General features: G+C 68.5%; 7 protein-coding genes. 2 read left to right on the forward strand and 5 right to left on the reverse strand.

What is annotated here, in order from left to right; all coding sequences use genetic code 11:
* Nucleotides 1–10 precede the first annotated feature (10 nt).
* From ACWDV4_RS21125 to ACWDV4_RS21135, 3 genes are all read right to left on the reverse strand, one after another.
* Nucleotides 11–5,974: a DUF4011 domain-containing protein gene (locus ACWDV4_RS21125; RefSeq protein ID WP_449981379.1), complete on the reverse strand. Its 5,964-nt coding sequence runs from the start codon at nucleotides 5,972–5,974 to the stop codon at nucleotides 11–13.
* 208 nt (nucleotides 5,975–6,182) lie between these two features.
* Nucleotides 6,183–6,578, reverse strand: coding sequence for a VOC family protein (locus tag ACWDV4_RS21130; protein WP_449981381.1), 396 nt, complete (start codon nucleotides 6,576–6,578; stop codon nucleotides 6,183–6,185).
* 62 nt (nucleotides 6,579–6,640) lie between these two features.
* Nucleotides 6,641–7,264, reverse strand: a complete 624-nt coding sequence (locus tag ACWDV4_RS21135) for a helix-turn-helix domain-containing protein (RefSeq protein WP_449981383.1) — start codon at nucleotides 7,262–7,264, stop codon at nucleotides 6,641–6,643.
* A gap of 230 nt (nucleotides 7,265–7,494) precedes the next feature.
* On the opposite strand from ACWDV4_RS21135, the gene ACWDV4_RS21140 reads away from it, so the two are divergent.
* Nucleotides 7,495–8,355, forward strand: a complete 861-nt coding sequence (locus ACWDV4_RS21140; protein ID WP_449981385.1) for a hypothetical protein — start codon at nucleotides 7,495–7,497, stop codon at nucleotides 8,353–8,355.
* Nucleotides 8,356–8,387: 32 nt separating this feature from the next.
* Nucleotides 8,388–9,959, forward strand: coding sequence for a nucleotidyl transferase AbiEii/AbiGii toxin family protein (locus tag ACWDV4_RS21145; protein ID WP_449981386.1), 1,572 nt, complete (start codon nucleotides 8,388–8,390; stop codon nucleotides 9,957–9,959).
* Between the two features lie 488 nt (nucleotides 9,960–10,447).
* Here the strand turns inward: ACWDV4_RS21145 and ACWDV4_RS21150 are convergent, their stop codons facing one another.
* Both ACWDV4_RS21150 and ACWDV4_RS21155 read right to left on the reverse strand, forming a co-directional pair.
* Nucleotides 10,448–11,110: a nitroreductase gene (locus ACWDV4_RS21150; RefSeq protein WP_449981388.1), complete on the reverse strand. Its 663-nt coding sequence runs from the start codon at nucleotides 11,108–11,110 to the stop codon at nucleotides 10,448–10,450.
* 411 nt (nucleotides 11,111–11,521) lie between these two features.
* On the reverse strand, nucleotides 11,522–12,001 hold the full coding sequence (locus ACWDV4_RS21155) for a PLAT/LH2 domain-containing protein (protein WP_449981390.1): 480 nt from the start codon (nucleotides 11,999–12,001) through the stop codon (nucleotides 11,522–11,524).
* Nucleotides 12,002–12,102 lie beyond the last annotated feature (101 nt).

Below are 12,102 nucleotides of genomic sequence, written 5' to 3' on the forward strand. Positions count from 1 at the left end.
ACGTCGTAGGTCAGGGCGCCGCCACGTAGCGGCCGTCAGCCGTACGGTGGATTCGGCCGCTCATCTCGGCGATCCGCAACGCGTACCGCAGAAGTTTGTCGCTCTTCTCCGTCCGGCGGCGGTAGCCGAGCAGCTCAAGCGCCAACCGAAGCAGCTGGGCCTCCTCGACCGGCGTCTCCCCGACGACATGGACCAGCGCGTTGGCCATCTCCTCCGGTGGCACCTCGCCGATCGACCGGTCGGCGGTCGCCTGAGTGACCCGAACACCCGGCCAGGTCAGCGGATTGACGCCGGTCGGCCAGACGAAGGTGCCGATCTCGGGATGTTCGCGTACCAGCTCGGGATCAATCAGGGCGAGCACCGCAGCCCGCCGGTCGGCCCGAACCCGGGTGTACTCGAATCGGGCGAAGGTCATCCGGACCAGTCGCTGCTGCTCGATCGGCCCCTCGGCGGCGAGCACCTCCCACAGTGCCTTGCGGACCATCGCCTGGACGCTCTGGTCGGTGACGACGGCGGCGACGTCCGCTGGGCCGCCGAGCACGGTCGGCGAGTACGGCACGAACGGACGTGTCCAGGTGCCGGACGTCCCTGAATCGGTGGACGGCGTCACCGCAACCGTGGGCGACGTCGCTGGATCGGCGAGGTCGACCGGCTCGACACCGGGTTCGATCATCGGCTCGACCAGCGGGTCGGTCGCCGGCTCGACTCTGGCTCCGGTCGCCGGCTCGACTGTGGTCTCGGCGGCGATCATGGCCGTGTCGATCCGGTCCAGCACCGCGTTACGGTCGTTTATCCAGGTTGGCAGCCAGAACCGGACCACCTGCGGCCAGCCCATGATGGTCTGCAGCAAAGCCGGAGCCGAGTCCCGGTCGGCGACCGTGTGCCGTCGGCTCCACTCCGGACCGTCGAGCATGACGGCCACCTGCCAGCTCGCCGCCCCGGGCCGTCGTACGGCGATGTCGACGGTGAAGTCGGACAGCCCGTGCCCGGTGGTGACCTCGTACCCCCGGCTCCGGATCGCCTCGGCGACCTCGTCGCGTACCCGGCTGGACCGGTCCATCCGGGCGGTGCTCAGGTCGCCGAGCCGTTCGGTGCCGGCGGCGGCCAGTTCGCAGTACGCCCGCAGGTGCTGGGTGCCGACCGCCGAGGTCCGGGCCAGGTCGATGTGGCCGGGGTCGAACGAGGCGAAGAGCACCACCTGCCGCCGGGCCCGGGTGATGGCGACGTTCAACCGTCGCTCGCCGCCGGCCTGGCTGAGCGGGCCGAAGTTGAGCGGCAGCAGGCCGCTCTCCGGATCGGGCGAGAAGGCCAGCGAGAAGAGCACCACGTCCCGCTCGTCGCCCTGCACGTTCTCCAGGTTCTTGACGAAGATGGGCTCGGCGGCGTCCGCCAGGTTTCGGCGTACCAGTGCGTCGTTGCTCTCCTCCAGCAGGTTGAGGATCAGGTTGCGCTGCTGGATGTTGCAGGTCACCACGCCGATCGACTGCCCGGCGGTGGCCGGATCGCGCAACCGTCGGCCGATCTCGGCGACGATCGCCTGTGCCTCCACCTCGTTGGTACGGCTGCCGCCCCGGTCGAACCGACCATCGACCCGCCGCCAGTGGATGCCAGCCGACCCGTCGACACCCGGCGACGGCAGGCTGGAGAGTTGGCTGTCGTAGTAGTACCGGTTGGAGAAGGCAATCAGCGACTCGTCGTGACTGCGGTAGTGCCAGGAGAGCCAGCGCTGCGGCAACCCGGACTCGACCGACTCGTTGAGAATGCTCTCCAGGTCCTCGGGGATCGGCCCGTTCTCCTCGATCGGCTCCTCGCTGCCGTGCGCCGCCTGCATCACCGTCGTCGGCGGCATCTGCCGGGAGTCGCCGACGATGACGACGGCATGTCCTCGGCCCATCGCGCCGACCGCCTCGGCCACCCGGATCTGCGACGCCTCGTCGAAGATGACCAGGTCGAAGCGGTGCGCACCGGGGGCGAGGAAGGTGGCCGCCGAGGCCGGGCTCACCAGCACGCAGGGGGTGAGCGCCAACACCAGATCCGGGTACGTCTCAAACAGCTCGCGGAACGTCTTGCCGCCGCGCTTACGGCGCAGCTCCAACTCGAACTCGCCGAACCGGCCCCGCCGATCGGTCGGGTCGAAGGGGCGACGTTGGACCAGCACCGAGGAAAGTCGCTGCGGCAACGCCGTACGCAGCTCGTGCGCGGCCGACTCGTACCGGGCGATGTGTTCGTCGTGCTGGTCCGGGTCAAAGTCGTGCAGCCCGCCAACCCGCAGCCGCTCCGGCAGCGAGGCGTTGGCCACCCCCCGCTGGTAGGCCTCCTCGATGTGCTCCGGGTCGACCTGCCCGGTCAGCAACTGGGCCCGGTAGTCGCCGAGCCCGGCGGCGGCCAGCACATCGCCGTGGCCGAGCAGATCGGCCCAGCGTTGGAGCGGAAACAGCGCCTCGGTACGCAGGTCACGCAGCCAGGTCGGGCCGTCGCGATGCCATGCGTCGAGCCAGTGCGACTCGCCGACCCAGAGGTGCAACTCGGCGGCCTCGCAGCGCAGGATGCCCTGCCAGGCCCGCCACCGGGCGGCCACCTGGTCGAGCAGGATCGCGCCCGGCTGGCCGAGACTGTTGTGGAACAGTTCCCAGGCGGCCGGGTGATTGGTCAGCAGGGTACGACTCACCTGGGTCGCCTGCACCGCCTCGTAGAGCTGCACCTCGGCGGCCGGGTCGGCGGGGTGCCAGTCGGCCGGCAGCCACAGGCCACCAACCACCGCCACCTGCTGGAGCAGCGCTTGCGCATGGGCCTGGGCGGCGACCAGCCGGCCGAAAATCAGCTCGATCTGCTCAGGGTCGATCACCATCAGCGGCTGAAGATAGCTGGCGAGCCGTTCGGCGAGGGCCCGGCGACGCCTCCCGCCGCCGAAGAATCGGCGTGCGGCAGCCTGCGCCTCGGCGTGCCACCCTTCCAGTTCGTCGACGTTGAGCAGATCCGGCCGGAAGGTGGTCAGCTCATCTTCGTAGCTGTGCTGGAACTGGGTCAGCTCGATCTGCAACCGGCTGACCGCCTCGGCCCAGCCCGGGTTGCTCGCCTGCTGGGTGGTGTCCCAGTTGGGCAGCATTCCGCGTACGGCGAGCCAGGCGGCGGGGGCAAGGTCGCGAATCGCCTCCGGGCTGGACAGTTCCCGTAGCAGGCGCATCAGATGAGGCTGGTCGGCGAGCGCGGCCCGACTCTCCTCCAGGTCGGCGGCGATCTGGGTGACCGCCTCGACGTGCAGGCCGGTCAAATCCCGGCAGCCGCTCAGCGACCAGGGGTGGTTCGGCCGGAGCCGGGCGGCGTGGGCGGCGGTGGGAACCTCCCGTAGGACCCGCTCCACCTGGGACCGGGCCGCCAGCGGGGCGGCCAGGTAGGAGACCGGCACCGGGGCGGTCGGGCCGTCGCCGTACGCGAGAAGCTGATCGTAGGCCGACCAGAGCGACCGGCCGGCGGCGTTTTCGGCGTGCACCTGCTCCGGGTAGCGGGTCAGCGGCACGAGCCGGTTACGGTAGGCGGTCTCGACGTTGGCCCAGGCGTTCTCGTCGCCGGTCTCCCGCTGGTCCAACGCGTCCAGGAGCTGCTGCCGGATGGCGTTGACCGACTGTTTACGGCCGTGCAGGTCCAGGGCGAACGGGCCGAGACCAATCTGGTCGAGGCGGCGCTTGGCCACCTCCAGCGCCGCCTGTTTCTCGGCGACGAAGAGCACCGAGCGGCCCGCCGCCACCGTTGCGGCGATCATGTTGGCGATGGTCTGCGACTTGCCGCTGCCCGGTGGGCCTTCGAGGATGAACGACTGCCCGTGCTCGGCCATGACGATCGCCCGCATCTGCGAACCGTCGGCCGGGATGGGCAGGTGCAGTCGCGCCTCGTCCACCTCCGGCTCGCCGTCGGCCAGCGCCGGGTCGGCGAACGAGTCCCCGTACGACTCGACCAGGTGCCGTACCACCGGGTTCTCCAGGAACACCGACCAGTGGTCGGTCAGGTCCCGCCACATCTGGAAGGTGGAGAACTGCAACAGACGCAGGTACGCCGCCTCGTCGATGCGGTAGTCGAGCTGGTTGTCGGCGAGCCGGGTCTTGATGGCGGCCAGGGTCCGGGGAATGTCGATGCCCCGCTCGTCCAGCGCCGGGTCCTCCAGTTCGGGGATCCGCACCCCGTGCCGGACCCGCAACCACTCGACCAGGCAGTGGTTCGGGGTGGCGACCTCGGTACCGTCGATGACGATCCCGTACGGCCGCCGCCCGGTTCCGCCCTCGATGCGTACGGGCAGCAGGAACAGTGGGGCGAGCGCCTCCCCGCCGGTGGTCTTCGGGTGGACCAGGGTGCCGATGGTCAGATAGAGGTAGTTGCCGCCGGTCTCCTGCTCCATGGTGCGGGCCTCGCGTTGCAGTTCCCGCATGGTGTCGGTGTAGCGAGCCTGGGTGACCGAGGCGTAGACCCGCCGCCCGGTCCGCAGCTCCCAGGTGAGGATCTCCGGGTCGAGGTCGGCTGCCCGCCGGGCGTCGCCCCGGTTGGGCAGGTGGCTGACCGCGTCCTGCGGGCTGATCTCCAGTTGTTTGCCGTCGTGGATGAGGTCGTCCAGCAGGGCGAGTGCACCCACCGGGACGTGCAGTTCCACTCCCCGTCCCCGGGTCGGCAGGTTGAGCAGCGGGTTGCGCAGACTCAGGTCGAGCAGGGACTTCTTCCACCGTTGTATCCGGGCCGGGGAGGCGTCCGATTGCTGCGGTGCCTCGTCGCGGTCGGCGGCGCTGCGGTGCAGCTTGGATCGGGCACCGCCCTGCGGCAGCTCGATCGCCTCACCACCGAAGGCACTCGTGGCGGCGGGAGTCTGCGGTAGCGGCGCATCTGTCGCGCGGCGAGCGTCCGCCATCGGCAGCGGTGGCGCGTCCGTTGTCGGCAGCGGCGCGTCCGTTGTCGGCAGCGGCCGGACGCCCGACCGGTGGGCCAGCCGGACGTCGATCACACCCCGCAGATTCCGACCGTCCTGGCCCTGGAAGTGGGCGAGCCCGGCCTGCACCGCCTCGGGGAAGGTGACGGTCGCCGCGCCGATCCCGAGCCGGGACAGCTCCACCGGCACCGCCCGACCGGTCTCCACCATGGACACCAACAGCCGGGGCTCGGTCACGGTCGTCGACCCGAGCCGCTCCTCGTCGAGCAGGAAGCCAGCGAGGGTGTGCTGCGAGGTGATCCAGATCAGCGGGTGCAGTCCCGCTGCCGCCAGACATGCGGCGTACGTGACGCTGAGGTCGAGGCAGGTGCCGGTGCTTCCGGTCAGGACGGCGGCGGTGCTGCGTACCCGGTGCCGGTTGTCCTCGAACGGGGTTGCCGCCTCCTCGATGCCGATGTTGTGGTGGCGCAATGCCTCGTAGATCGCGCCGGCGATGTGCGCGGCCCGCTCGGGGCCGGCCTGGTAGCCCTGGAGCGCGCTGGAGCCGGTGCGCAGGGCCAGGATCTGCCCGGCGGTTTCCAGGATTCCGGTCACCGCCCGGCTGCCGGGTTGTACGAATGCGGCGAGCGAGTCGTAGAGGGCGGGCCGGTTGAACCACTCGTCATGGGCCAGTACCAGGGACGGGGCCGACAACCGCAGGTCGGGGTGGCCGGCGCGGTGCACCGTGAGCCGATAGTCGACCGGAACCGCCGCCTCGGTACGCCGCAACCGGTCCGGATCCGGGGCAAGGTCGGCGAAGTAGTCCCAACCCATGGTCGCGCCCGGCCGGAGTATCCCGGTGACGGTACGCCGCCACGGGCCGGCCAGCACCTCGCCGGGGTGTGACAGTTCGAGGGTCAGCACCATCCCGGTGAGCGGTTCCTGACCGAGGTTGGTCAGTGACAGGTGGCGAACCAGCGGCACCCGGTTGCGGACCAGGGCGTAGGCGACGGCCGGTTGTACGAGCAGACCGGCGGCCAGCTGCCCGTCGTCGGCCGTGAACTGCTCAAACATGGTGCTGGGCAAGGGTTTCTCCAAAAGCCGGAGTGAAGATTGCCAGCTTACGGAGTGGGGGCGACCGTTCTTCGGCTCGGGTCTCGGTGTGTGGCGCCGAACCGGATACAGCGCCCGAACCGGATACAGCGGCGTGCCGGATACGGCGGCGTGCCGGATACGGCGGCGTGTCGGGCCCCAGACACCAGCCGGGGCCACGACGATTATCGCCTCAGTTGGCTCAACGAAGCTCTCCGCTAATGATCCACAAGTGACCAAATGGGTCACGGATGCGCCCCGAACGCTTGCCATAGGGCCGGTTCTCGATCGGCACAACCACCTCGGCACCGTGGTCGACCATGCGTTCGCCGACTACGTCCGGGGCATCGACCTCGACCTCAAGAAGGACCGCGGAGCCGCCGAGATCACTTGGTGAGAGCCATTCCCACGCCGAGACAGCCGGCGAGACTCGGAAGGACGAACCACCAATACGGTAATCGACAACAGCGGGTCTCCCGTCGTCGCTCAGTGGAGCACGAAACACTTGCTCGACGCCAAGGGCGTCCTGGTAAAACGCCGACGCGCGGTCCGGATCGGGCACGATTAGACGAGGAAAAAAATGAATACTTGGCGTCATATATCCATCGTGGGGCCGGGCGACGGCGGGGTATTGAACATTTGGGAACGAGCGCGCCCGCATCAGCCGTCAACCCGACGTACACCCCTCGCCTGGTGGCCCGACGTGCGCTTCTCGCCTGGTGGTCGGCCGCGGGCTGACGGGCTCTGCCCGGCCAGACCTTCGGTGCGCAGCCACTCGGTGGGCGTGCACCCGGTCATGGCCCGCCATTCCCGGGTGAAGTGCGCCTGATCGGCGAATCCCGAGGCGGCGGCCACCGTCGCCAGACCGACTTCTCCGGCACCGGCTGCGGCCACCAGCCGGCCCCGGGCAGACTCGAAGCGGACGAGCGGTTGGTACTCCTTCGGCGTCACCCCGAACTCGGTACGAACCGCACTGCTCAGGTACCGCCGGGAGCACCCGAGCAGTTGCGCGGCCTCCTGCACCCGGGTGGTCCCGGACAGGACGGTAAGCGCGGCCCGCAGTTCGTAGTGATTGGCGCGTTCGCCGTGCCGGGCTAGGCCGGTGAGCAGAGCGCGTTCGACAAGGGCGCGACGTTGCGCCCAGGACCGGCAGGCCGTCAAGCGCTCCGGCAGGTCCGCCAGCGCCGGGGCGACATCGGCGAGATCAACTATCTCTCCGGCCAGTGTCGACGCGGGGAGTCCCAGAAGCGCACTTACACCGAGCGGGCTGAGCGTCAACCACACCCCGCGCGTGCACCCCTCTTGCCTCAGCTCAGCTGCGCTCAGATGGAGTCCGGCAACAACCGCCCGGAGCCGTTTGCGCGAGCCGGGGCGCCCGACCCAGGCGATCTCGAGCGAGTCCTCCCACCCGGCTGCACCCGAGGCCAGCGGCGGTCACCAACCTGGACAGCCACATCGGTGGGCCGCTGCGTTGGCCGGCGAACGAGCCGTGGCCCGCCTGTGACACCCCGTACGTGGTTCGGGAGCAGGTGCCGATCCCCGCCGAACTGGTGGCCCGGCTCGACGCGGCGAAGGCCCGCCGTACCGTCGGGCACGTGCTCGCCGATGGTGAAGCCGACGTGCACGACGAGATTGCCCGGCTGGTGGGTCCGGGTTTCGCCGGCTGGGGGTCGATGAACGGCGGCCCGGTCGTCGGTCACCGGTACGTCTCACGGCCGCATCCCCACCCGAATCCGATGGTGGCACTGGCCCAGTTGCGGGCCGCGGACATCCCTGACCTGCCCCGCCCCGGCGGGGCCGATCTGCTCCAGGTGCTGTGGTGCCCGTTCGACCACGAGGACACCTGGTGGGGGCCCTGCCTGCGACTGCACTGGCGGCGGGAGGCGGACGTGACCGAGATCCTCACCGAGCCGCCGCGTGGCGACGTCGGCAACGAAAAATACCTGCCCCGACCCTGCCGGCTACATCCCGAGCAGATCGTCGAGTACCCGTATCCGGAGGAGCTGCCGGACGAGTTGAGCGAACTGGTGGACGCCTGGGAGGACGAGGATGACGGCGACTATGTCGACACCTTCATGGCCCCCGGCTGGAAGGTCGGCGGATACGCCGATTGGAGCGTCACCGACCTGCTCCCCACTCCCTGCCCACGGTGTGCCGGGCCGACCACCCTGACACTGGTCATTGACTCGTCCGAGTACGACGGCGGCAATCGGGACCGATGGCGCCCGATCGAGGAACAGCACGTGGACTCGTCGCACCCGGGCTGGCATCTGCTCCACGAGCCAGCCGGCGTCACCGTCGGCCGGTACGGCGCGCTGCGCGTCTTCGTCTGTTTCCGGTGCCCGGACACGCCGTTCCACCTCGATATCCAGTAGTCGACGGCGGCGGCCAGCCCTAAACTGCGCCGATGCCTGAGATGTCGGGGGACTTCGAAAGCCACATCACGGTCCATGCGCATCACGCCGATCAGTTGGCGAAGTTCGCCGCCACGCACCATCTCAAGTTCGTCCACATCGTGCTCGACCGTGGTGTTTTCGCCTCCCAACCGATGCTCGCCCTGACCGGCCGGGGCACCCTCGCTGACCAGCACGCCACAATGCAACATTGGCAAGACAAGCTACGCGAGATCGGCATATACCCGTGCCGCTCCACGATCGAGACGACCGCCGGGGGTGCCGGCGTACCGCAATCGGACGAGGACGCCGCGACCGAGCCGGGCGGCCGATACTTCGCGCACCGGGTCACATTGCGGCTCACCGCCGGGACCGTGGCCGAAGTGCTTGCCCTCACCGACCTGGTCGCGCCGTACGGGGCCCGACTGTCGCGAGACGCTCGACAGGAACGGTCGTACGGCGCACCGGAACGCTTCGTCAACCAGCGCTGTCCCGGCGTCGGCCTCGCCAGGGCGAAGCAGCGGCTGGACGAACTCGTCGACGCACTCCGGGCCGCCGGCCACGAGATACAAAGCGTGGAGCAGGAATACGTCGTATTCGACAGTGACCGCAGGCATGACCTGGGCTGGCTGGAGCCGGTCCCGAGCAGCCCAAATGGTTGGGAGCAGCAGCGCGAGGCCCGGATGAGGTCCGCCCCGGCGAGCACTCCGGGCTACCCGCCCACCTACCGACCGTTGCCGGCCAGCCCGACCCTCCGCCAGAAAGCGTCGTTCGACCCTGCCCTGAAGCAGTACCCGCACGCCTACCGGTCCGGCGAGCCAACCTTCCTCGTACCCGCCACCGGCCAGCAATGGACCAGCGCACGGCGCACCGTCATGAACCACATCCTGAACGCCATCGCCGTCACGCCCTGGAGCGAGCATCTGGTGCTGCGCGGCAGCGTCGCCATGGCCGCTTGGGTCGGCGGTGCGGCGCGAGAGCCGGGCGACCTCGACTTCGTCGTCACGCCGCACACCATCACCAGCGACAGCCCGGACGCCAGGGCGTTACTCGACGACATCAAGGCCGCTGTCCGGAACATCCCCGGGATAGGTCTGCAACCCGACCGGATCGCCGAGTCCGCCATCTGGACGTACGAACGCGCTGACGGACGCCGTCTCGTCGTCCCGTTCAGCGCACCAGGAGTGCCGGACGGACACGTGCAGGTCGACATCGTCTTCGGTGAACGGCTCCCGCTCCCGCCGGAGGTGCTGGTACTGCCATGGGTCTACGAGCCGCTGTTGGCCGCGTCCGCTTCCCTGTCCCTGGCCTGGAAGCTGCTGTGGCTGGCCACCGACATGTATCCGCAGGGCAAGGATCTGTACGACGCGGTGCTCCTCGCCGAACACACCACGGTCGACCTGGCCCTCGTACGCGACCTCATGCGACCGGAACTCGGCAGCGAAGCCGACGACTTCACCAGTGAAACAGTGCTTTCCTGGGGTGTCGACTGGACCAACTTCACCGACGAGTACCCGGAAATCACCGGCACCGACGAGCAGTGGCTCCGGCGACTGGCCTTGGCCCTCGACCGCACCTGGGTCTGAACACCCATTTGTGCACGGCGAGCGGCCCGAGCATTGTCAGCCCTGGTTGATCAAGAGATTTAGGTCAGGAATCCAGCATCAGTGCGACGCCAATCTCTTGATCACCAGAAGGACGCGGGTTGGCTCAGTGAAGTTCGCCGGCGGCGGCGCGTGGCGCGTGGATCTGCTACCAGGACGAAGCGGGTCAGCCCCTGCGACCGCCGAAAGCCAAACCTGGGCACCATGTGGCCGTACCCCAGTGGTCGGGGTGTCGGGCCGAGTTGCTCGACCAGGTCCACCGCTGCCGACGTGCACCGATCATCCTGGTCTGGGACAACCTGAACACGCACGTCAGGGCCGCGATGTGAGCCCTGATCGCCGGATTCCTCGCCCAGACCCGTATGACCCTCGCCCCCGAAGGAGCCTGACCGACCAGACCGCTCAGCCTTCAATCTCTGCAGCAGTGATAAGGAAACCGTGGCGTGGTGAGGTACACGGCGCGCTGCCAATCAGTCGAGGAACGTCACGGTCTCCGACAGCGGGGCGCGGCGGATGCGCGGATGCACCACGGTCGGATCGGCGAAGCCGATCGACATACCGCAGAACAGCATTCGTTCGGGAGGTGGCCCGATCACCTCGGCAACACTGCGGTGGTACTCCGCCCAGGCCTCCTGCGTACAACTGTGCAACCCCTCGGCCCGCAGCAGAAGCATCACGGTCTGCAAATACATGCCCGCGTCGGACCACCGCGGCGACGGCATGTCCCGATCCAAATAGCAGAACAACGCCGTGTCGGCTCCGAAACAGTTCCAGTTCTCGGCTCGAACCCGGGCCCGCGTCGCGACATCGTCGCGCGCGATACCGAGCGAGCCGTAGCGGCCTTCCCCCAGAGCCACCATTCGCTCGAGATAGGGCGAGCGCAGTTCGGGCGGGTAGATCGCGAACTCGCGGTCGTCGCCGGAATCACCGGCGGCCACCCGCTCGGCCACTCGCCTCTTCAGCTTTGCCAACGGTTCCCCAGACACGACGTAGACATGCCATGGCTGCAGGTTGCTGCCCGACGGGGCGTTAGCAGCCGCTGCCAGCACACGCTGCAGATGCTCCCGCGCCACGGGCCGATCGGTGAACTTGCGGATCGACTGCCTCGTCCGTACCGCACCGTAAACGTCCATCGGGCCAGCATATAAACCGTTGATCATGTCATATGCAGGGCGGACGCTGCGGGAAGGCCGTCCCACCGCGAGGCTCAACCCAGTCACATCAGCACGACACCCCGCGCACTCCACACCCGACCTCGGCCTTCAACCTCGTAGCCTCCGGGTAGATCCTTGTGGAAGGGACGCTCTCCAGAGAGGCGCGCCGGGCGTGAGCTGATCTGGTACTGGCGCTATCCGGTTGACATGCCTGCGGTCTACTGGCTCACGCCAGAGATCGCCACTCTCCTTCGACAGGCCCGTAACAGGCGGACTAAAAAACGCGTAAACGGCGCCGGCTGCCGGGACCAGGGCGGTCCCGGCAGCCGGGTTACTCGTACGGTATCGAGACTGTGCGTTCGGTGCCGACTTTGACTGCGGCGGTGCCCGCTACGGGCAGTCGAACCAGCGGGTCTCTTCCCCATCGCCGTAGTACGCGTTCATCGGGCAGTGGTACCACGTACCGGTGGCCTCCGAGTAAACCTGCGCGTACTCCGGGTACCACTCGGAACCGTTGCTTCCCTTGTAGACGCCGATGAAGTCGGGGCGTCCAATGTCGAACCAGGAGAACGGGCCGAACATGTCGTTGCTGTTGCGCTCGAAGTTGTCCGCGGAGTTGTCGAGGTTCACGTAGCCGGGCGACTCGGCGAGGTCGCCGTAGACCTTCATCCGTACGGTGGCGTCGGTCCCGGCGTCGGGGATGTTGGCGGTGTGAACGAAGATCCAGTACCTGACGACGGCGTTGACGCCGACGTCACCCGACTTCGTGTCGGTGGCGGCCGGAGCCGCCGAGGCGGCGGTGCCAGCGAACAGGACGCCGAGCATGGCGACGAGAACGCCGGCAAATCCGAATGAATTGCGGAAACGCATGATTACCTTCCTTGCGGTAAAGGTTGGTGGGATTCTGCGCCGGTGTCTCCGCCGCAGTGAACTCAATGTGGCAGCGCGCGCTGAAACGGGGCTGGTGCGGC

Source organism: Micromonospora sp. NPDC003197, assembly GCF_053590565.1.

What these genes read in the sequence shown, in the direction of transcription:
- ACWDV4_RS21145 (WP_449981386.1), top strand. Translation starts at nt 8,388, where the DNA reads ATGCCTGAGATGTCGGGGGACTTCGAAAGCCACATCACGGTCCATGCG.
- ACWDV4_RS21150 (WP_449981388.1), bottom strand. Translation starts at nt 11,110, where the DNA reads ATGGACGTTTACGGTGCGGTACGGACGAGGCAGTCGATCCGCAAGTTC.
- ACWDV4_RS21130 (WP_449981381.1), bottom strand. Translation starts at nt 6,578, where the DNA reads ATGACGCCAAGTATTCATTTTTTTCCTCGTCTAATCGTGCCCGATCCG.
- ACWDV4_RS21155 (WP_449981390.1), bottom strand. Translation starts at nt 12,001, where the DNA reads ATGCGTTTCCGCAATTCATTCGGATTTGCCGGCGTTCTCGTCGCCATG.